Origin of the sequence: Xanthomonas sp. A1809 (genome assembly GCF_017746015.1) — a bacterium.
GTDB classification, from domain to species: domain Bacteria; phylum Pseudomonadota; class Gammaproteobacteria; order Xanthomonadales; family Xanthomonadaceae; genus Xanthomonas; species Xanthomonas euvesicatoria.
In genome coordinates this window covers 31,586-51,214 of the sequence record NZ_JAGHWZ010000016.1, presented here as the reverse complement: position 1 = coordinate 51,214, position 19,629 = coordinate 31,586, and the positions used below count along the sequence as shown (strand labels likewise).

Below are 19,629 nucleotides of genomic sequence, written 5' to 3'. Positions count from 1 at the left end.
GCAGCGCGCTGCTCCAGCTCGCTTCGGCGCATGCATCCGCATCGAGAGACGCACACACGTGCCCAGATGCCGAACGCCCGCGTGCGGCCGTCAAGGTCTGCACGCGGGCGCCGGTGACAGCTGCTCTTATTTGGCCGGTACGCGCTCGTATTGCTCACCACCGGTATTGAGATGGCCGTTGCTCTCGTCGATGGCGAAGTTCACCGTCTCGCCATCGTTGGTGACCTGCAATGCGCCGTTCTTGTACACCGCCGGGTAGCTTTCGGTCTTGGGCTGGCGGCTGAAGAACTTCGGTGTGGTGCTGCGCACCATGAAGGTCTCGCCATTGCGCTCGATGTCCATCGTCTCGTCCTGCGACTGCAGGTTGACCCAATGCCCAACGAACTTCTCGCCTTCCACCTTGGCGCAACCGCTCATCAACAATGCCGCGGCCAGCGCGGTGCCCATCCACTTCATCATCGTGCGTTCTCCAGTTGAGGCTGCAGCGAGGATGGCGGGTGGGGGATGTATGGAAGGTCAAGGCGTATTCGCCCAGGTCTCGAATGCGAGCACTGATGAGGTTGGAAGAAGTCGACCCGACTCTTGTCCTACGTCAATTCTGCCTCTGCTCCCGCACCTTCTGCCAAGTGCGAAAACGCGTCACATGCGAACCTGTTGCGACAAAAGACCCCCTCAAATACGCTGTTGAACTGCCTTCGCAAAAAATTACGGAGATATCGTGAAGCACATATGGAGCGCTGTGCTGGCGACAGGATGTGCCGTTGTCTCGGCCTGGGCCCAGGCCGTTGCAATCCGGTGCGACACTTGCCGAGTAGACAGCGATTTTCGTGCTGAAGCGGTGCGCAGGGGACCCGGCACCCACATCGTCTACAACGTAGAAGATAACCTGGTTCAACAGTGGTACGTTGGATCAGACGGCGACACAGTGCCCGCATCGGTGAAAGCTCCACCGATGCCAATCGCGCAGCAGCAGACGCCATCCGCTGGAGCGACTCAAGAGCTCGCCAACGCGCACACGTTTCACGTGATCGATGGGGGCACCATTCGACCTATTTACAATATCCCGATCGAGATGCTGGGATTGAATTCTCATGCACGCGAGAAAAGCGCATACGATTACGTGATCGACGCAAATCTCAGGGCCATGGTTGAATCTGCCACGGGCAGCAGCTCGCTGATACAACAGGTCACAGGCTCCGGGACCACGGCGTCGCGGGCCAACCCGCATCGGGCAAACTTGCTTTTCAGAGTTGTCTTCAAAGACGGCTCATATGTCGGCGTGATCGTTGATGTGAATCAGGCCAACGGAAAATCCGAACCCGGTAGCGAAAGAACCGCAGCGGGCCAATCGATTCCGAAGCAAGCCAGCGAACTTTCGGGTACCTGGACCAACAATGGGGGCGACAACCTGGCCCCGATGGTGGCGCTCATGCAACGCCTTGGCGGCACTGTGAGCGACGCGGGGTCTGCGGGCGCAGGCGGCACAATCACTGCCATCGTGTGCGTGGCTCAGCACTGCACGGTAGCGCGTTCGGCGTCGTGATCGATCGTTGGCATGCATTCCAGGCGCTTATGACGACCGTTCGCTGGGCGGATGGAGTGCTCGACATGACACAGGCAGCAAACCGGAAAAACTGCGCTCAGGCTTCACCCAATAGCGCGCTGCAGGTTCGGCGCCACGCTGGAGCAGATCGATCGGCTCTCGGTGTCGCGACGCACGGCCAGTGCGCAAGGCGACATGGCGTGGCGACGGGATGCCGGAGTACCCCCTGATCGGCGGCAACCATTGGACAAGGCCACCGAAAAAGTAACCCCGGCCGCGTTTCCAGCAAACATGGCGACAACCGCCACCTGCGGGCGATCGAGCGCGCGGTCACTCTGGCTGATCGCAGCGCTCTGGCAGCGGCCTAAATCGCCATGACTCCGCCATCGATAAACAACTCGTGCCCCGCGATGAAGCTGGACGCGTCCGAGGCCAGGAACAGTACCGCCTCGGCGATCTCCTCGGCGTCGCCCAGACGCCCGAACGGAATCATCTGCTTGAACGCGTCCTCGGCCCCTGCATTGGCTTCCAGGTAGGTCTGCATGGCCGGTGTGTGGACCATGCCGGGCGACACCACATTCACGCGGATGCCGCGGCTTTTCAGGTCGCTCGTCCAGGTGCGCGCGAACGAGCGGATGGCTGCCTTCGTGGCGCTGTAGACCGAGAGCGCGCCAATGCCCTTGCTGCCAGCCACAGAGCCGGCCAGGATCACGGCGCCGCCGCTGGCCATCAGCGGCAGCGCCTTCTGCACGGTGAAGACCGTGCCCTTGATGTTGGTCGCCAGCAGGCGTTCCAGGTGCGCAACGTCGATCTCGCCAAGCGCGGCCGACTCGGAAACCCCCGCGTTGGCAAAGACGACATCCAGCCGGCCGTGCTCCTGCTGGATGCGCGCATAGAGCCGGTCCATGTCCTCGGGCACGCCGACATCGCCCTGCACGCCCACCGCGCCGCCGCCGATCTCCGCCACCGCAGCGTCCAACCGGTCCTGCCGCCGCCCCGTGACGTAGACCTGCGCGCCTTCGGCCGAAAACGCCTGCGCTGTCACCAGCCCGATGCCGTCCGTACCGCCGGTGACCACGACCACCTTGCCTTCGAATCGCTTGCCCATGGTGTTTCCTAGTAAGTGGAGGATTGCTCCACTTAGTATATGGAGGTAGCCTCCACTTCCACAAGTCTCGCCGGAAGAGCCCGTTGACCGCCAAAACTCCCTTGCGCGCCGATGCCCAGCGAAACCGCGAGCGCCTGCTCGCCGCGGCCGAGGAGGTATTCCTGGAGCGCGGCGCCGAGGCGTCGATGGAAGACGTCGCCAAGCGCGCCGGTGTGGGCATCGGCACGCTGTATCGGCGCTTCCCCACACGCGAGTCGTTGTTTGCCGCGGCCTATAGCGGGCGCTTCCTGTCGCTGGCGGCTTCCAGTCACGCGCGCGCCAGTTCGCTCGACGCGCTGGCCGCGCTGCGCGCGTATCTGGAGGATCTGGCACTGCACACCAGTGTCTATCGTGGGCTGGCTGCGTCGCTCGGCGCCGTGCTGCAGAGCGGCACGCCAGGGTGCGAGGCTGTCAGCAAGGAAGGGCAGCAACGTTTGCGTAGCGCGCAGAACAGCGGCGTCGTCCGCCGCGATGTCTGCTTCGACGATCTCGTCGTCGTCGCCATCGCCACCTCGCTGGCCACCGAGCAGCATGGCTCGCCGAAGACGCGCATCGCGCATCTGATCGGGCTGTTCGTCGACGGCATTGCAGCGCCGAGGGCGGCGTCGGCTGCGTGAGGCGGCTGACACGATGACGTCCGGATTGCCCGATCGTTCGTGTCGGGTGGTGAGGGCTCGGAACCCACGCACGCGCGAGCGTTGACAAGGGAGAACGATCGTTCTACATTGGCGCCGTGGACAAGCCAACCAACGACACCCAACAGAAGATCCTGGCAACGGCTGAGGCGCTGATCTATCAGCACGGCATCCATGCCACCGGCATGGACCTGCTGGTGAAGACCTCAGGCGTGGCGCGGAAAAGCATCTACCGCCACTTCGACAACAAGGACGAGGTGGCCGCCGCGGCACTGAGCGCGCGCGACGTCCGTTGGCTCGAATGGTTCAGGCGCGAATGCGACAAGGCCGACAGCCCCGAGGCGCGCATCCTGCGCATGTTCACGGTGCTCAAGGAATGGTTCCAGTCTGCCGGTTACCGCGGCTGTGCCTTCATCAACACCGCAGGCGAGGTCGGGGACCCCGACGATCCAATTCGCAAGATCGCCAAGCATCACAAACAGAAGTTGCTCGACTACACGCTGGAACTGACCGGGCAACTGGGTATTACGCAGCCGGCCGCACTGGCGCGCCAGCTGCTGCTTCTCATGGAAGGCGCAATCACCGTCTCGCGCGTGATGGGTGACGAAGACGCCGCAGACACCGCAAGGGATATCGCGCAGTTGTTGCTAAAGCAGGCCACCGGCTAGCGGCCTGACGCTCCGTCGCAATTTCAAAACACCGATGTATCCACTTTGATTGGAGGCCTTGCCATGTCCAACGCTCACGCTCGCCCGCCGCTTCCCCCCTTCACCCGCGAATCGGCGATCGAAAAGGTACGACTCGCCGAAGACGGTTGGAATTCCCGCGATGCCGACAAAGTGTCGCTTGCCTATTCGCTCGACACCCAATGGCGAAACCGTGCCGAGTTCACCAACGGTCGGGAAGAAGCGCGGCAGTTTCTTGCGCGCAAATGGAACAAGGAGCTTGAGTACCGCCTGATCAAGGAACTGTGGGCCTTTACCGAAAACCGTATTGCCGTGCGCTACGCCTACGAATGGCGCGACGATTCAGGCAACTGGTTCCGCTCCTACGGCAATGAGAACTGGGAATTCGGCGCCGATGGCCTGATGGAGCGCCGCTTCTCGTGCATCAACGACATGCCGATCAAGGAAAGCGAGCGCAAGTTCCACTGGCCGCTGGGCCGTCGCCCGGACGATCATCCGGGGCTGTCTGATCTGGGTATGTAGGGGTTCTACGCGACTGAGATGCAAGCCCTCGGCGGTGCTTCTGCACGGGGGCTTTTGTCTGGCCCCGGCTGCGTCATTGGCATGCAGGGGGAGGCGGCAAGGAAACAGGGTCAAGTTCACTCAGAAAGTAAACCTGACTCCGTTTCCGCCCCGTTTTCCGTAGTCGTACTTTATTCGGAGGACGACGCTGTGGCGGCCGCCGTCACCGACCTTCTAAAGGCAAGCAGGCGATCGACCAGCGCGTCCGCGTCATCGCCAACGCCGCTGGCCGCCTCCCACAGGCCCGGCTCCAATCTGGAAGGCTCCCACGTCGCCAACCGCAGCAGATCGTCGGCGAGCATCTGGGTCTCATGCTCGTTCATCGGATGCGCGGCGCGATCGTGCTCCTCGGGCATCGTGACAATGTCGACCGCGCGGTTCATGCAGCCGTCTGTCATTCCCATTGCGCGGGCCCTGGAACTGATGTTGTTTCCATACGCATAAGCGTGTGCCAGGCGCTGGACGGCACTGAGCGCGCAGGTGGTGGCAACACCGGCCAAGGCGGCAATTCCGCTGTACTTTGCAAGTTGATCTTTCTCGCTGATATAGCCCATGAATGCGACCATGGGTGGAGGAATCGAAGCGATACCAGTGAGGGCGGCGCCGATGCCGGCGACGGTCGAAACGTGGCCTGCAATCCGTTGCCCCGTCGTTCTGGTCGACGCTCTGCGCACCGGTTGTTGTGGTAGGCCTTGCAACTGTGCATCTATCCGTGCATCGGCATGTCGCGGCTCTGTGGCGCCGAGTTCGATCTCGGCATGACCGCGTTCCAGATCGATCTCTTCTCTTCTCGCCATCGGCGACAAAGACGGTAACACTGCGGGATGCATGAGACACCTCACCATGGATGGTCGATGCCAATTTTCTCATCGAAACATCGCCGCGCCTCATCGCGCGCCGAAACGCACGCGCTTTCGACGAAGTCGCAAGAACAGAATCAGGTCCATTTAGAATTCAACCTGACCCAGTTTGCTGTGGTCTGATCTGGTGTATAGGGGTCCCAACGAAGGGGAGGAAGCTCCAGCCAGTGGTGCCGCACGGTGCTTTTTGTCTGTCCCCGGCCTGCGTCATTTGCACGCAAGGAGAAGGTTGAAAGGAAAATTGGGCCAAATGCATTCAAAAAGTCAACCTGACCCCGTTTCCGCCATGAAGTACGCCTGGATCCGTGAGCAAGGCGAATATCGGGTGCGTCGGCTCTGTCACGCACTGGGGGTATCTCCGAGCGGCTATTACGCGTGGCGCGGACGTCGTCCTGGAACGCGTGTGCAAGAGAACGCGCGGCTATTGGAGCGGATCAAAGACATGCACCTGCAGACGTATCAAGCCTATGGTGCCCTGCGCATGTGGCAAGCCCTGCGCCAGCAAGGTGAAACCTGTGGCCAGCATCGGGTAGAGCGACTGCGTCGAGCGCACGGCATTCGCAGCAAGCGCCGTCAGCGCTATCTGCGCACGCGTAGCACCTACCAACGCACCATCGTGGCGCCGAACCGCTTGGAATGGCCCTTCGTCAGCCCTGGACGTGATCGGGTCTGGGTTGCCGATATCACCTTCGTGCCCACCCGCGGCGGTTGGCTGTACCTGGCAGCGATACTGGACATGCACAGCCGTCACCTTGCGGGCTGGGCGATGGGCGCTCGTGCCGACCAAGCCCTGGCCAGTGCGGCGTTGGAGATGGCACTACAACGCCGTCGACCATCAAAGGGCACCATCCATCACAGCGATCAGGGCTCGCAGACACCAGCGGCGCGTATCAGCGGCAGTTGCAGGCGGCGGGCTTGGTGGCAAGCATGAGCCGCAAAGGCATGCCGTACGACAACGCAGTGATGGAAAGCTTCTTCAGTTCGCTCAAGCAGGAGCTGACGCACCACGAGCAGTTTGTAAGCCTCGACGAGGCACGCGCAAAGCTATTCACATACATCGAGGTGTTCTACAACCGCCAGCGCCTGCACAGTGCTTTGGGCTATCGCTCGCCGGTCGAGTTTGAAAGGACGGATGTTCCTTAATTAAACGGTCCGAGAAATCGGGGATGGTCCAACCTGACCCCGTTCCTAGCGGGAATTGCTTTTCAGTCAGCAAGCGCGCCCCTGCGGCGCTTTTTTTGTATGCTTGAGCCGCGCATGAAAACCAAGCATTCTCGTGCAAAGTGAAGGGTTGCTGGCAGCGTCGATGTTTGCGGCAGAAGCACCAGCTGGATCGTTGCTAATAACGCGGCTGCGTCTGCAGAAATGACAGGATGAAACATACGCCGGGCGATTCGCTGACCAACCGAGTATTAACGTGTCGTTTGTAGACCAAATCCAAATCTCGCATCCCTACCTGGTCAGTGTCGTCCGTTGTGGTGACGGGATTGAGGTCACGTTGAGCGATGTTTTCCCTGCTGAGTTTCGTGTCTTCCAATTGTGGGCTGCGCCTGAAGTTTGGCCCGGCTACAAAGAAGTCGAAGGCAGCCTCGGCTTGATCGAGGAAGATGGCAGGACGCTCTGGCTATGCGGTGCCGGGTGTCCGTGGAAGAGGCTGTGGAAGATGCTTTGTTGAAGTTCGTCAATTGGGTCGTGCATCCAGCGGATGTGACGGCAAATGACTTCTGCATGCGGCCGGCACTCCCTGTTGGATAAATATAAATACTAGATGTAAAAAATAAAGCGCTACGAGGTTAGTTTGTAAAAAACGGGGGTCAGGTTCGCTTACGAAGTTCCTCTGCACTTGGGAAACTGGATACAACCTAGGAAGTTCTGGCCGGTGCGCCGGTTTGTCCTCTGCACAAGCGTGCTGCCGCAGCGTGGGCAGCCTGGATTGACGAGATTTGCAGAAGTAGAAGAATCAGGTGAAGCAAAGACAGGCTCGATGCGCGCGGGTGTCACCGTCGGCTGCCCTGTGTCTTGCTGCTGCACCGCTTGGATCATGTTCAGCAACTGTTCGCCGCCAATTAATTCGATCGGTTTGCCTTCGGCAAAGCGCTCGGCGTCTTTCGTGTAAGTGCCGATGCAGGCGATCTTGACCGCGTGGGCCTGGTGATGTGCCAGCAGGCCGTACATTTCGCGCACCACGCTGACGCCAACCTGCTGGCGTTTCCACTGTTTGCATTGCACGAGTGTGCGGCGGCCGTCCTTGCGCAGAATCAGGTCGATGCCGCCGTCTGCACCGCCCAGGCCAGTTTCTTCGACGCTATAGCCTTGGCGGCGAAATGCTTCGCCTACCAATCGTTCGAATTGGCGCCAGCCGCCAGCGGCCAGGCTCTCCAGGGTGGTACGTGTGTCCAGAAAGCGTTGCCGGCTGCGTGAGCCCAGATAGGAGCACAGCGCGGCGAGCCAGCAGATGCCGAGCAGCATCCACGCCAATGGCGCGAACGCCCCACTCGACTGTTGGGCAAACCCTTGCGACAGCATCCCGCCATGGTGGGAGAACCACCAGCCGATGCCGTAGCGCACCCCAAGATACCCAACGATTCCCGCTACAAGGCCGAGCGGCCACGGCAACGCGGCCAACGCTTCAAACCCACTCTGCTTCTTTCTGCGTTCCATGCAAGAACCCCCGTTCCAGGTTCGAACATAACTGCTGAAACGCGTGTTGTCAGCAAGCGAACGATGCTATTGCGATCTGCACCCCATCAAGTGATTAGGATCGTGCACTTCAGCGCGGAAGGCTTACACGGATCTCAATGCTTGAGTCCGCTAAAACTACGTCGGCAGTTGCATCGGCAGCCGCAAGCCGACTCTTGAACGGGTTGCGCGCGGATTGTTTTCGGATACGACGATCAACATGACCAGATGCAATGCGGGCTAGTGGTCGCCAACTTGGCCATCGTTACGAGCGGAGTCTTTGGATCGTCGGTGGAGGCAGGTTTGAAGGTTCTCTGCCTTGAGATCAAGCGGGCAACACTCAGTTGCGGCAACTCGTTCCATTCAACCCCTTCCCTTGAAGGGGAAGGGGCTGCCGGCCCGGAGTGATAGGCGAATACTTCGTCAAATCATCTCACTGCCGAAATCAGTTTGGTGGTGCAATCGTATAATCAGGCTGCTCACGGAAGAACTGAGCTGTAGATGTATAAAACATCATGTTCAGATTATCGTATTGACCTTTAATGATCCCATGCATCACTCCCGATGAGCTCACCACCGGTCCGCCGGAATCGCCTGGACCTGTCAGGCCGCCGAAGTCCGGGGTGGCGGCATGCAGTCCTTGGAGTCCTGGGTCTGGGAAATTTGCAGGAATGCGCGCATCGGTCCAGTCGCACAACACGTCGGTGCTCATGCCGCTTGTGCAGAAGCGGTCAGTCGGAGGAGCGGGCGTGTGGCCATTGACCGCAATCGTATCGAGTCCACCAGCGCGCGACCGATAAAGAATTGCCCGCGAGAGCAGGACCTTGCCTACCGCACGCGGCTCGTAGGTCGAAACGATTGTGCAGTGAATTCCCGTTGATGGCGCTTCGCAATGCCGGTAGTTATGCAGCACCGGTTCCACGCGAATCAATTCGAGATCTGAAACGCTCGATTTCCATGAGACATAGCCAAGATCTGCCCCATCTACGGACACTGTGCTGTTGTAGTCACCACAGTGACCTGCAGTCAGAACGAACCGGACCGCTCTCCGATAGGGCGTCAAGTTAGCAAGGACGCCTGTCTGCTTAAGCACAAGACCGGCAGTGCAGCGGTTACCCAGGCTCATCGTCAGCACCGTACCGCCGACCACTGGCTGCCGGAGTCTGGCCTGATCGATAGCAAGCGCCGAGGCAGACGCAAGGAACGCCAGGACACTAACGGCGATCAAAGAGCCGCGACGTGCACGTCCCATTTTCTTTTGAGACGTATCTCGACGCGCGAAGTAAATATTAATCATCTTTTCCTACGAGGTTATGGTGAAACAACTCAAGACATCGTAATTCCTCGGCAATTAACTATTTTTTTAGGGACGAAACGCCGCCGCAGCAAACGAAGTAGATCGCTGCTGCGCTTTTGCGTGCAGCTGCGCATTGACCAAATCCGGAACTGCGCAAGATTTCAACATGCAGCTTGATCGGCTCCAGCGGTTGAGCAAGCCGTGCATCACAACAAGACCAGATTCGAAGACGCAGTCGCCGTCACAAAGGGGCCGGCCCTGGGAATCCTTGATCGCATGACCGAGCAGGCTTAAGCCACTCGGCCACACAATGCGCGTCCTCGCCAGGGGAGCAGGACACGCAGTTCGATTTACTTGATTTCCACCGCGCCCACATCGCACACCGCGGTATCACGCGCAACACCACGCTGGTCGATCGTGCGGCAGCTAGTGCCAAGGTTGCGCACCGGGCTATTGGCCGCCGGCAATTGGGTAGGCGTGGGTCCGCCATTGGCGGCGGGTGCGCCCAGCAGCGGGTCGGTGGCGCGTGCCAGGCCGGTGGTGAGGCAGCTATGGAACAAGCCGCCCGCAGCGGAGTACTCGATCAGGTTGTTGCCGGTGCTGCTCTGGTCGCTGCAGAAGGCGCGCTCGGTCTTGGAGTAGAAGACGCTGTTGCGGATGTCGAAGCCGCTGCCGAACAACGTGGACCCGGGGGTGTTCTCGGCGAAAGTGACGTTGTTGAAGCGCACCGTGGTCTTGCCCTGGTCGCCATTGGACGGCTGCCAGCCTACATGCTGGATCGCCGCGCCCACACCTTTAGCGTAGTTGCCGTAGAAGGTGCTGTTGCTGACATTGCAGGACGGGCCGTAGCAGTCCATGTACAAGGCACCGGCATTGCTCTTTTCGGCGCGGTTGGAAATGAAGCTGGTTTCTTCGATGTTGATGATGCCCGGCGTGGTGATGGTGGTGCCGGAGTGCGTGGTGTCGCCGAAGCCCAGGCTGATGCGCGCACCGCCGGCCGGGCCGCCATAGGCGATGTTGTTGGCGAAGGTGGAGTAGCGCACGTCGATGGTGTCGGGCGCATACGCCCACAACGTGGCGCCGCCGCCGCTGTTGGCCGCGCTGTTGTTGCGCACCACCGTGCCGCACACCGAGAGCGTTGCGCCACCGGCAGCGGCGTTGAGGTAGCCGGCGAGCGAGGCGCCGTCGGTGTCGATCGCGCCGCTGTTACCGAACTGGTCGGCATCGGGGAAGCCGGCCGGCGCATTGATGGCCTGGTTACCGACAAATTCGGAATTGACGATGGTCAGACGGCTGAGCTGGGTGTAGAGCGCGCCGCCCAGCCATGAGGTGTTCCTGGAGAACGCGCTCTTGACGATGGTCACGTCGGTATCGCTGCCGGCAAAGATGGCACCGCCACCGATGCTGCTGCGGTTGCCCAGGAACTGGCTGTTGATCACTTCCAGCTTGCCGCGGTAGCTGACCTTGATCGCGCCACCGCCCCAGGTGCCGGGCGCGTACTGTGTATTGGATGCCGGCTGCACGGAGCTGCCGTTCTGCAGTTTGAGATTGCGTACCGACAGCGCATTGCCGTTCTGCACCTGGAAGATGCGCGCGGCCTGGCGGCCATCCAGGGTGATCTTGCCCTGACCATCGATCACCGTTGGCGTGCTGGCGCTGATGTTGATGGTCTGGTTGACGGCGATGCTGGCTGCACGGGTGCCGCAGTTGAAGGTGACATAGCCACCTTGCGCCACCGCAGTGGCGAGAGCGCTGGCGGTACAACTGGCGGCCGTACCGTTGCCGACCACCACGCCGGCATTGGAGTGCGCCCACGGCTGCGGCGTGGTGCATTGCGCCACCGATGGCACGGCGGCGATGGCCGCACTGGTGGTGACCAGCGCAAGAAGCCCCGCCGTCACGACGGTGGCGTGAAGTGTTGAACGCATGGTGATGTTCCTGCTTGAGAAAGGGATCGAAGGAGAGCCGGTTGCACGTACGCAACGTCAACGGATTTGATGACAGGTGTATTGCAAGCCGCAGCGTCGCGATCGAGGCGTGGCATGCGGCGCGATCACACGCATCGCGCTTCCAACCTAAGTTCCATCACACCACGCGTCGATGCGGCGCCATCGCGCGGGCGCACATCGCTTCGCGCATGCCGACTACGGCCACTGCAGCGATCGACCGATGCTGCACTGCTGCATGCAACTGCTACGCTGCATGCAGTGCGTCGCCGCATCGCGCGTTACCATGCTGCACTCTCGATCCTGTTGCGATCCCGGCGATGCCCGATGCACCCCGTACCTACGATGGCACGCCGGCCAGCCGCTTCCAGCTGCCTGCCGGCCCGTGGGTCTCGATCTTCGAAGCGCTATGCGCGTGTTTTCCGGCGATCGCGGCCGAGCGTTGGCGCGACCGCTTCGCACGCGGCCTGGTGCGCGATGCCAACGACCAGGCCCTGGCGTTGTCGGCACCGTATCGCGTGGGTGCGGACATCCGCTATTTCCGCGAGGTCGCCGATGAGCCGGTGATTCCTTATGTCGAGACCGTGGTGCATGCCGACGCGCAGTTGGTGGTGGCCTGCAAGCCGCACTTCTTGCCGGTGGCACCCGCCGGTGCATACGTGCGCGAGACGCTGCTGACGCGACTGGTGCGGCGGCTGGACAATCCGGCGCTGGTGCCATTGCACCGCATCGATCGCGAAACCGCGGGGCTGGTGCTGTTCTCGGCCAACCCTGCCACGCGCGGGATCTATCAGGCCTTGTTTCGGCAACGGCGCATCCGCAAGCACTACCTGGCGGTGGCACCACCGCTGCCACAGCTGAGGTTTCCGCATGTGCACCGCAGCCTGTTGGAGCCGGGGGAGCCGTTCTTCCGCATGCGCGAGGGCGTGGGCGAAGCGAACAGCGAGACGGTGATCGAGGTGGTCGCACGCAACGCAGACACCTGGACGTATCGGCTGGAGCCGGTGACCGGGCGCAAGCATCAACTGCGTGTGCACATGGCCGCGCTGGGTGCGCCGATCCTGCACGACCGGTTTTATCCCGAGCTGGAAGCCCAGCGGCCCGATGACCCGGAACGCCCGCTGCAGCTGTTCGCGCATACATTGGCGTTCGATGACCCGCTGACCGGTGAGCCGAGGCACTTCACCGCAACGGTGGGGCCGATGCACTCTGCCGCTGGCTGACCGAAGGAGCGGGACATGCACGTCGATCCGATGCGCGATGGTGTTGCGGTCTCCCGTTACCGGCGATCGACCAGCTTGTTGTGGGCGCTGCTCTGGCTTGCGCTGGCCGTGTTCGCCGGTGAGTTCGTGCGGCACGTGTATCTGAAGTATGCCGCAATGGATTCGCCGGCCTATGGCATGTTTCTGACTCGCCGCGGTTGGTTGTGGTGCCACCTCGGCGGTGGTGCGGTGGGCATTGCGCTTGGCACGTTGCAGTTCGCCACGCAACGCTGGCGCAGACAGGCATGGGTGCATCGCTGGACTGGGCGGGCGTACGTCGCCGGCATGCTGGTGGCCATGCTTGGCGCCACTGGGCTGATTGCTACCTCGCCCGCGCCGACGACGATCCGCGTTGCCTTCGCAGCGACGGAAGTGGCATGGGCGGCGGTGGCATGTGTCGGCCTGCTGGCCATCGGCCGCGGGCAGCTCGACCGGCACCGGCGCTGGATGGTGCGGGCATATCTGGTGACGCTGGCGCCGGTGGTGTTTCGCATCGCGCTCTATGCAGCAGTTGGGGCCGGGGTGGTGCCTTCGCCCGGCACGATCGCCGCGCTGCTCTGGGCGAGCTGGGCGGTGCCGGTGCTGATCCACGTGGCGGCAACCCGCCGGGCACTGACCAGGCCCTGGCGCAGGCGCATCGCTGTGCCGCGCCAGGTGCCGCGGTCGTCATCGACGCGTGGCTGAAACCCGCTTCGGCACGCCTCAACGCACCTTGTACAACACCGCCGCACCCGGCCTGGGTTCGAACATCGGCACGGTCTGCTGTTTGAGCGCGGTGCCCTTGGCGTCCCACACCAGGGTGTCGGTGGGGTATTCGTCCTTGCGGGTCATGCTGTCGATCTGTTTGGCGATGACGGTGGATCCGGCTTTCACGTCCGGGTTCCAGGCGAACACGCCCAGGCGGCCGTAGAACACGGCCGGTGCTGCGGCGTCCAGGCGACGGTCGGGGCACATGACCAGGCCGCGTTCCAGCATCACGCGCAGCGCGCCGACCGGCACGGCCTTGACGGTGGGCGTGGTGCGTTCGGTGCTGTGGCCGGGGCAGACATTGGCCGAGCGGGTGAGCATGTCTTCGACCACCTGGCGGTCGGACTGGGCCAGCGCCGGCAGCGCGGCGGTGGACAGGGCAAGCATGGCAAGGGCGGATTTCCAGGGCATCTGACAACTCCTCATGAGGTGAGACTCCAACACTGCAGCCCATCCACGCGCGGGCTGCTGCCAGTGACGCGCCCGGATGCTAGCAACCGCTGCGTTAAGTGCTGCGAAGGCGGGCAGGCGCGGGCGACGCCGTGCAGGCGATGCGCCGGCCAGCACGCGTGTTCCACGCCGGGCCGCCGCGCCGCGCTGCATCACGCAACGGCCGCTGACGCGCCTGGCGGCTGTCAGGAGTCTCCCGATTGAGCGGCAGCAGCGGCCCGGTTAGCGTGCGCGCACGTACTCAGCTGGACAACCCATGGAACGCGCCGACCTCATCGCAGCAGTGCTTACCGGCATGCGGCGCGCCGAAGATTTTCGCGCGCAGGGCGCGCTCTACAGCACCGCGCACAGCGAGCAGATGCAGGTGGACCACGGCAAGGCGGCCGACGCCGAGCTGGTGCTGTCGATGTTTGCGTTCACCCCCGAACACCTCAAGTTGCTTGGCACCGCCGGCATCGAAAACCTGGGCGAAATCGTTTGCCACGCGTGGGCCTTGAACGGTGGCAATAACGAGGCATTGATCCGCTGGTTTCGTCAACCCATGAATGCCCTCGACGGCCAGACGCCTGCGGCGATGGTGCGTGGCGGGCGCATCCAGGTGCTGCTGCTGGTGCTGCGCCAGCAGGTGGAATGGGAATTGCCGCGCTCTGCCTGATGCCTGATCGACACCGCCGTGCATGCGGTCCGGCATGCGCGGTGCGGTTGCGGCGGGCGTTGCACGCGCGCGTAGCCGTGTGCAACGCGATGATCTCAGCCACTCACCGTTTCGGTCGCGCCACTGCGTACATCTCTGCGGCGATCTTCTTCATCAGCGCGTCGTTGTCGTCGCCCTCGGTGTAGAGATCGAAGTGGGTGCGGCCTTCCAGATAGCGGAAATCGCTCTTGGCGCCCAGGCCATCGAGCACCGCCTGGAATTTATGCGCCGCGCCATCCAGGTAGAACGTATCGGCGGTGCCGACGATCACATGGATCTTGCCGTCCAGGTCCGGCTTGAGCGTGGGCCATTGCGCGGCCACGCGTGCGGAAATGTCGTAGTGGGTACGCCAATAGGCCACCACGGCCGGGTCCACCTTGCCGGTGTCGCGGTCGAACATCGGCAGCGGGCGGCCGTCGGCGCCGCGCGGCGAAAAGACCCACTCGAACGAGGTGAGCTGGCCGCCGTACGGGCCGAGCACCCGTTCGAGCTTGGCGAAGGTTTCCAGATCGGCCAGCACCTTGCCGTGGTCGCGGATCAGCGGAAACTGGCTGCCGTCGGCGCGGCGGTAGACGTTGGCATTGGGCGCGTACAAATCCGGGCCGGTGAAGTCACGGAAATCGCTGGAATCCGGCGAGGTGGACCAGGTGCCGCCGAACAGTTTGGGGTAGCGCGTCTGCAACCACAGCGTGGCCCAGCCGCCGGACGAATGCCCGTTCAAGAAGCGGCCGCTGGCCTTGCCGTCCATCTTGTACTGACGCTCGAGCGCCGGAATCAGCTCTTCGGTCAGCGCGGTGCCCCACGGGCCGTTATTGACCGAATCGGCGAACTCGTGGGTACCGGTGGGCGTGGACTGATCCAGGAAGACCCAGATCATCGGCGGTATCTGCTTGGCCGCCATCAGGCTCCAGGTGGATGCAATGCTGCCGGCGAAGCGGTTGTAGTTACCGCCGAAGCCATGCGTGACATACACGGTGGGATAGCGCGTGGCGGCCTTGGCGTTGTAGTCGGGCGGCGTCAGCACACGGGCGCGCAGCGACACCGGTCGGCCCCAGAACGCGCTGAGCGACGGACTCACCATCGAGGCATCGGCGCTATGCAGCCTGGCTTCGGGCACCGCATCGCGCACCGCCTGCGGCGCGCGTGGCGAGACCTGCCACGGATCGTCCGAGACCGGCACCTGCTTGCTCAAGGTCAGCGCCGGCAGCGCCTTGCCGTTGGCCAATGTCACGGCGGTGACCTCGCTCAGCAGATCGCCGCCATCGCGGCCGCTGTAGCCATAGCTGCCACCCGGATCGAGCACGGCCTGGAACAGATAATCGCCGGCCGGCAGCGCAGAAAACCCGCGCGGGAAGGCGATGTTGTCCAGATCGATCTGGACGCTGCCGCCGGGTGCCAGCGCGGTGACCTCCTGCGCGGCCACCGCCACTGCGGTAGGGCGGAAGGGATTCATATTCACCTCCTCCACCTTGCCGTCCTTCCCGCTTTGTTTGGCCTGCGCCTGGGCATCCTTGGCCAGGGTGGCGAACACCAGCAGGCGCCCGGACGTGGCATGGTCGGTCGCCCCGCCCAGGGTGACGCGCAGCAGACGATGCGCCGGTGCCGGCTCGGCGGCGTGTAAGACACAAGCGCACAACAGGCCGACGGCCAGGCCCAGGCGCGGGGCAAGACGATGCAGGGACATGCAGATCCTTGAAAGCGGATGTGTGGGGTGGGCTTGGTGGCCCTGTGCGGACTGTAGCCAGTTTCTGGGGGAGCTGCGCGCGCTGTGGGCGAGATGAGGTCAGCGCATCCAATCCAGGTATTTTACGCGCTCAGGTTGGGGTCGCTTGCGGCGCAAGAGTGGCTAGAGTTGTATGTGTTCAAGGCGTTTGTGGTGAGGGCGGACTAGCTCAGCGCAGCTGATACAGCACAGATACCATGCAGTTAGATCGACTGTCTGAACTGCTGAGGCAACCGGATATCCAGGTCACGTCGAATTTGCGAGTGGAGCTCAAGACATCGATAGGCAAGCAGCAGACAGGCGTCAGATAAGTTATATGGCGATATTTGTAGTTAGAAGTTCATGCATCGCTGCGACCCGGTAGAAAGCGACCTATGGACGCTTGTCTACTGGTAGAGTGGCGAACTGATAATTCCTACTTCTTCCCTGTGCCACTCGGTGCAGACAACGTCGTCGATGCCGGCAGTCAGCTTCCGGTGCACTTGTCCGACAGCCCAACGCTTGATCGCGTGGGCTAATTGCTGGCAATGCCGATATGACGGTCCAGACTCGTCGAGCGCTATGTTGACGGGCCCGGAGCACGTCCACAATACAAGTTGATTTTGATTATGTTTCTTGCGCTTGTAATCATATGCAACTAACCAGTTCGCCGTGCTTATCGCAATCCGAGTGCGCCATGACTTGGTTGATCTATCGAGCGTGATGCTTCCTGTGCGGGGGGCTGTACAGCTTGCTGGTTTGCGGTTTCCAGCTTCTGCAGGTTCTCTGCCAACGGCTGCTTGACGGCCTCACCTTTGTCGACATGGGTGCGCAGGAGGTCCATGTCATTTCCTGGATTCTTATAAGTTGCGAAGACATTGCCATTAGTTTGGCTTGGAACGACTTCTTGGATCTCGGGCAGAGGCGGACGATTAAGTTTTGCCTGGACAGCCAGGGCGCCGGCAATCCGCTCCTTGTCTTGCTGATTGGTGTAAACACCAGCATCTGGACCCAGCTTGTCGAGTCCAGCAAGAGCCTGTTTGAACAATGGATCATCACGCAGCCGGGCTTCTTGTTGCGGATCGAGAGGTGCTCCACCTGCACTAAAGGCACGTCCTGAATTACCTAGACCTGGTACCGCGGGCTGGACCGACTCGTCCAGCTGTCGCCCCGATGCAGGCGCCCAATGTCCTAAGACTCCGTCGTTTTTCGGTTCCTGAAGACCCACGTCCCGCAGAACGCTATCAGCGAGTGTGTTTGAGTTTTGCAGCAGGGGATCGTAGGGATATTTGTCATCCTTACTCCTGGCATTAGCGACCATGCGGCCCCACGTTCCGGACAAGTCCGCGCCATTTGCAATCTCTTCCCGATACTGCTTTTGGCCAATTGCATTCGGATTGTCCCGATGATCAGGGTTGTTTCGGTCATAGGGGAGGTTAGTCTCAACGTGCATCCGTCCGTACGGCAATCCAGGTCGCTCATCGCCAGTCCAGCCGCTAATAGTGCGCTGGTTGCCCTCCTTGTCCGTGTAGAGAAGGAACTTGTGGTGGTATTCCTTGCCGAGAGCAGCCCCGATATTCCGGTACCCGACTTCGATCTTCTCATCCATGACATGCTCCTGTGGCTTACTGATTCTTGATATGAACGGCTTCGACGTGTGTCACCTTGCCGTCGGCATCCAAAGAAAAAGTCATCACTACGGAACGTGCATCGGGATCCAACATCGCTTGTCCCTTGTTGTCCCTGACGACAATCTTGCTTTCGGTGTCTTCAACGACCTTCGAGGTTGGAGATTTACCGAAGGTCTCTAGCACCGACGCCTTTGTAGTGCCCAACGGTATGTATTTCGTAACGATATTGCTCACATCGATCTGCTCGAATCGAACGGGTTTTTGGGAAGCATAAATCTCGTCAAACATTGGGCTGGCTCCTGTCATCGAGGGGTCTTCCTGTGTCGAAGTAGTGCGCGCATTGTCCGCATTGGCGCAGGACGAAAGTGGAAGTACCGCAACCCCGACAAGTGCAAGTGTTGCGGCCAAGCCCTTCGACATGATGCGTGGCATGGCGATCTCCTGATGCGACTAATCACGTGATTCGAATATCCGCGAGATACTGTCCTTCTCGGCCAAGCTCGAAAACCGAGTAGCGTTCAGGCGGACGGCTGCCAGCTTACTACAAGCTCTCAAGAGCCGATAGTCGTTGAGCGGATTGTCAATGGGGCTTTGCGCTGACGCTTCTGGGCCAAGCCCAGCATGGATCGGTGAGTAAGAGCAATCCATGAGTCATCAATAGACGCTCAGACTTCAGTAGCGGCCCTGACGTACCGAGTCGCTCACTAAGTGACGGATCCGTTCTGTCTCAGTTGTTTTCTAGCTCGATCGACCGAACCCGGTTTGTTCTCCTCTGAAAATCAAAACTGCATCACGTAACGAAATCGCTGAGACGATTTGTCGGGTTGGCATGTTGCAGAAACTCAAAATCGCTGCACCAGAAAGTAATCGATTAAACATCGATGGAGATCTGGAATTACCTTCAACGCCGTATCTAATCGTCAAAAGCGCAAGCGATTATCTGCTGTTTGAGATGTTCGCAAATGGCACTGCGTGCTCTTTCAAAGCGCAGTACATCGCACTACAAACCGTGGCCGCTGATCGTCCTTACACCATAAACTCACACTCAGGAGTGATCAAAATGATCCAGAAAAAAAACCGTCGCTGTGCGCTTGCGGCATGCAGCCTCTCGCTTGTGGCGATGGTGCTGTGTATGAGCGCAGCTGTTGCCGCAGCGGTGCCAGGGAAGGAAACGGTTACGTTGCGCCATGTCTTCGCCACGCTGCAGAACGGCCAGCAGGATCAGAAGCCCGAAGATGTTGCCGCGTGTCGCAAGCAGGTTGCCGAGCCGACGTCCAAATACCTGGGAGTGGCCGTCACCACCACCTATTCCATCGATGTGCAGTCGAAGATGATGACCGCTTCGGCGTCGCTGCCATCGCCTGTTGCCACGCAGCCGCTGATGCTCACGGTGCCGCTGTCGCCGTTGGGGTTGTCCGGCGAGTATGCGTTTGGTGCGTTCCGGCCGAGCGCACTGCCCAACACTTATGTGCTGTTCTCGGTCGGGCTGAATTTCAAGGACCCCAAGTCGTCCGTGCTCGTGCTCAACAGCGACAAGCGCTACAACTGCCTGGTCACCAGCGATCCGGCGCCCTTCCAGGGAGCCTTGAGCAGCCAGCTTGGAAAGGACCAGGGGCGTTGATGTTGCAGCATCCCAGTCGCCGCCGGACGGGCCAGCCGACCAGGGCTTCAGTGCGTTCGAGCAATCGCTAAGCGGCCGCGTTCCCGGAGCAGGATGTGCCCAGCACAGGACGCTGGCGATGGGCGAGCGGTGGCGTTGTCCGGGACGCCATATCCGAGCAAGCGGCGT

At 61.3% G+C, this 19,629-nt stretch carries 21 protein-coding genes; 11 read left to right on the top strand and 10 right to left on the bottom strand.

The features are described from left to right. Positions 1-126: 126 nt before the first annotated feature. The gene (locus J7396_RS18915; RefSeq protein ID WP_122273446.1) at positions 127-459 is read right to left on the bottom strand and encodes a hypothetical protein; all 333 of its coding nucleotides are present in this window, start codon (positions 457-459) and stop codon (positions 127-129) included. Between the two features lie 565 nt (positions 460-1,024). Between J7396_RS18915 and J7396_RS18905 the strand changes: the two genes are divergently transcribed. Then, on the top strand, positions 1,025-1,543 hold the full coding sequence (locus J7396_RS18905) for a hypothetical protein (protein WP_209261965.1): 519 nt from the start codon (positions 1,025-1,027) through the stop codon (positions 1,541-1,543). Positions 1,544-1,907: 364 nt separating this feature from the next. On the opposite strand, the gene J7396_RS18900 is transcribed toward J7396_RS18905, so the two are convergent. Then, positions 1,908-2,651 (bottom strand): glucose 1-dehydrogenase, encoded by a 744-nt coding sequence (locus tag J7396_RS18900; RefSeq protein WP_008571767.1) that lies wholly within the window; start codon positions 2,649-2,651, stop codon positions 1,908-1,910. A gap of 83 nt (positions 2,652-2,734) precedes the next feature. Between J7396_RS18900 and J7396_RS18895 the strand changes: the two genes are divergently transcribed. The 3 genes from J7396_RS18895 to J7396_RS18885 all read left to right on the top strand — a co-directional run bounded on the left by J7396_RS18895 (position 2,735) and on the right by J7396_RS18885 (position 4,533). Then, a complete protein-coding gene (locus tag J7396_RS18895; protein ID WP_209261906.1) occupies positions 2,735-3,307 on the top strand; it encodes a TetR/AcrR family transcriptional regulator in 573 nt (190 codons plus the stop codon). A gap of 116 nt (positions 3,308-3,423) precedes the next feature. Further along, positions 3,424-3,993, top strand: a complete 570-nt coding sequence (locus J7396_RS18890) for a TetR/AcrR family transcriptional regulator (protein WP_011349171.1) — start codon at positions 3,424-3,426, stop codon at positions 3,991-3,993. Between the two features lie 63 nt (positions 3,994-4,056). After that, on the top strand, positions 4,057-4,533 hold the full coding sequence (locus J7396_RS18885) for a nuclear transport factor 2 family protein (RefSeq protein ID WP_011349170.1): 477 nt from the start codon (positions 4,057-4,059) through the stop codon (positions 4,531-4,533). 170 nt (positions 4,534-4,703) lie between these two features. On the opposite strand, the gene xopAV is transcribed toward J7396_RS18885, so the two are convergent. After that, positions 4,704-5,402 (bottom strand): type III secretion system effector XopAV, encoded by a 699-nt coding sequence (gene xopAV / locus J7396_RS22635; protein ID WP_228729100.1) that lies wholly within the window; start codon positions 5,400-5,402, stop codon positions 4,704-4,706. A gap of 259 nt (positions 5,403-5,661) precedes the next feature. Here xopAV and J7396_RS18875 point away from each other — a divergent pair, with 259 nt between their 5' ends. From J7396_RS18875 to J7396_RS18865, 3 genes are all read left to right on the top strand, one after another. Continuing rightward, positions 5,662-6,363, top strand: coding sequence for an IS3 family transposase (locus J7396_RS18875; RefSeq protein WP_209261905.1), 702 nt, complete (start codon positions 5,662-5,664; stop codon positions 6,361-6,363). Continuing rightward, the gene (locus tag J7396_RS18870; RefSeq protein WP_033478871.1) at positions 6,360-6,575 is read left to right on the top strand and encodes an IS3 family transposase; all 216 of its coding nucleotides are present in this window, start codon (positions 6,360-6,362) and stop codon (positions 6,573-6,575) included. Before J7396_RS18875 ends, J7396_RS18870 begins: the two co-directional genes overlap by 4 nt. Before the next feature lie 274 nt (positions 6,576-6,849). Beyond that, entirely contained in the window at positions 6,850-7,107 is a 258-nt protein-coding gene (locus tag J7396_RS18865) for a hypothetical protein (protein WP_244669738.1), read from the top strand. A gap of 149 nt (positions 7,108-7,256) precedes the next feature. Here the strand turns inward: J7396_RS18865 and J7396_RS18860 are convergent, their stop codons facing one another. From J7396_RS18860 to J7396_RS18850, 3 genes are all read right to left on the bottom strand, one after another. Then, on the bottom strand, positions 7,257-8,093 hold the full coding sequence (locus tag J7396_RS18860) for a restriction endonuclease (RefSeq protein ID WP_209261904.1): 837 nt from the start codon (positions 8,091-8,093) through the stop codon (positions 7,257-7,259). A gap of 463 nt (positions 8,094-8,556) precedes the next feature. Next, complete coding sequence (locus J7396_RS18855) at positions 8,557-9,408, bottom strand: hypothetical protein (RefSeq protein WP_209261903.1); 852 nt, start codon at positions 9,406-9,408, stop codon at positions 8,557-8,559. 350 nt (positions 9,409-9,758) lie between these two features. After that, positions 9,759-11,309, bottom strand: coding sequence for a choice-of-anchor Q domain-containing protein (locus J7396_RS18850; RefSeq protein WP_181388232.1), 1,551 nt, complete (start codon positions 11,307-11,309; stop codon positions 9,759-9,761). A gap of 365 nt (positions 11,310-11,674) precedes the next feature. On the opposite strand from J7396_RS18850, the gene J7396_RS18845 reads away from it, so the two are divergent. Both J7396_RS18845 and J7396_RS18840 read left to right on the top strand, forming a co-directional pair. Then, entirely contained in the window at positions 11,675-12,577 is a 903-nt protein-coding gene (locus J7396_RS18845; RefSeq protein ID WP_209261902.1) for an RluA family pseudouridine synthase, read from the top strand. A 30-nt stretch (positions 12,578-12,607) separates the two neighbouring features. Next, positions 12,608-13,300: a DUF2306 domain-containing protein gene (locus J7396_RS18840; RefSeq protein WP_057682237.1), complete on the top strand. Its 693-nt coding sequence runs from the start codon at positions 12,608-12,610 to the stop codon at positions 13,298-13,300. 18 nt (positions 13,301-13,318) lie between these two features. On the opposite strand, the gene J7396_RS18835 is transcribed toward J7396_RS18840, so the two are convergent. Then, on the bottom strand, positions 13,319-13,750 hold the full coding sequence (locus J7396_RS18835; RefSeq protein ID WP_029820583.1) for a hypothetical protein: 432 nt from the start codon (positions 13,748-13,750) through the stop codon (positions 13,319-13,321). Positions 13,751-14,069: 319 nt separating this feature from the next. On the opposite strand from J7396_RS18835, the gene J7396_RS18830 reads away from it, so the two are divergent. Beyond that, positions 14,070-14,468 (top strand): antitoxin Xre/MbcA/ParS toxin-binding domain-containing protein, encoded by a 399-nt coding sequence (locus J7396_RS18830; protein WP_008574610.1) that lies wholly within the window; start codon positions 14,070-14,072, stop codon positions 14,466-14,468. A gap of 103 nt (positions 14,469-14,571) precedes the next feature. On the opposite strand, the gene J7396_RS18825 is transcribed toward J7396_RS18830, so the two are convergent. The 3 genes from J7396_RS18825 to J7396_RS18815 all read right to left on the bottom strand — a co-directional run bounded on the left by J7396_RS18825 (position 14,572) and on the right by J7396_RS18815 (position 18,272). Then, a complete protein-coding gene (locus tag J7396_RS18825; protein ID WP_209261901.1) occupies positions 14,572-16,191 on the bottom strand; it encodes an alpha/beta hydrolase-fold protein in 1,620 nt (539 codons plus the stop codon). Between the two features lie 694 nt (positions 16,192-16,885). Then, positions 16,886-17,818: an XVIPCD domain-containing protein gene (locus J7396_RS18820; protein ID WP_011349157.1), complete on the bottom strand. Its 933-nt coding sequence runs from the start codon at positions 17,816-17,818 to the stop codon at positions 16,886-16,888. A 16-nt stretch (positions 17,819-17,834) separates the two neighbouring features. After that, the gene (locus tag J7396_RS18815) at positions 17,835-18,272 is read right to left on the bottom strand and encodes a DUF6393 family protein (protein WP_228729415.1); all 438 of its coding nucleotides are present in this window, start codon (positions 18,270-18,272) and stop codon (positions 17,835-17,837) included. Between the two features lie 700 nt (positions 18,273-18,972). Here J7396_RS18815 and J7396_RS18810 point away from each other — a divergent pair. Further along, a complete protein-coding gene (locus J7396_RS18810) occupies positions 18,973-19,461 on the top strand; it encodes a hypothetical protein (protein ID WP_031425186.1) in 489 nt (162 codons plus the stop codon). Positions 19,462-19,629 lie beyond the last annotated feature (168 nt).

Bases quoted from the DNA above. Each gene is read 5' to 3' on its own strand.
- J7396_RS18810 (WP_031425186.1), top strand. From the start codon at position 18,973: ATGAGCGCAGCTGTTGCCGCAGCGGTGCCAGGGAAGGAAACGGTTACG.
- J7396_RS18840 (WP_057682237.1), top strand. From the start codon at position 12,608: ATGCGCGATGGTGTTGCGGTCTCCCGTTACCGGCGATCGACCAGCTTG.
- J7396_RS18835 (WP_029820583.1), bottom strand. From the start codon at position 13,750: ATGCTTGCCCTGTCCACCGCCGCGCTGCCGGCGCTGGCCCAGTCCGAC.
- xopAV (WP_228729100.1), bottom strand. From the start codon at position 5,402: ATGCATCCCGCAGTGTTACCGTCTTTGTCGCCGATGGCGAGAAGAGAA.
- J7396_RS18860 (WP_209261904.1), bottom strand. From the start codon at position 8,093: ATGGAACGCAGAAAGAAGCAGAGTGGGTTTGAAGCGTTGGCCGCGTTG.
- J7396_RS18825 (WP_209261901.1), bottom strand. From the start codon at position 16,191: ATGTCCCTGCATCGTCTTGCCCCGCGCCTGGGCCTGGCCGTCGGCCTG.
- J7396_RS18885 (WP_011349170.1), top strand. From the start codon at position 4,057: ATGTCCAACGCTCACGCTCGCCCGCCGCTTCCCCCCTTCACCCGCGAA.
- J7396_RS18845 (WP_209261902.1), top strand. From the start codon at position 11,675: ATGCCCGATGCACCCCGTACCTACGATGGCACGCCGGCCAGCCGCTTC.
- J7396_RS18855 (WP_209261903.1), bottom strand. From the start codon at position 9,408: ATGATTAATATTTACTTCGCGCGTCGAGATACGTCTCAAAAGAAAATG.
- J7396_RS18820 (WP_011349157.1), bottom strand. From the start codon at position 17,818: ATGGATGAGAAGATCGAAGTCGGGTACCGGAATATCGGGGCTGCTCTC.
- J7396_RS18915 (WP_122273446.1), bottom strand. From the start codon at position 459: ATGATGAAGTGGATGGGCACCGCGCTGGCCGCGGCATTGTTGATGAGC.
- J7396_RS18815 (WP_228729415.1), bottom strand. From the start codon at position 18,272: ATGCCACGCATCATGTCGAAGGGCTTGGCCGCAACACTTGCACTTGTC.
- J7396_RS18870 (WP_033478871.1), top strand. From the start codon at position 6,360: ATGAGCCGCAAAGGCATGCCGTACGACAACGCAGTGATGGAAAGCTTC.
- J7396_RS18830 (WP_008574610.1), top strand. From the start codon at position 14,070: ATGGAACGCGCCGACCTCATCGCAGCAGTGCTTACCGGCATGCGGCGC.
- J7396_RS18900 (WP_008571767.1), bottom strand. From the start codon at position 2,651: ATGGGCAAGCGATTCGAAGGCAAGGTGGTCGTGGTCACCGGCGGTACG.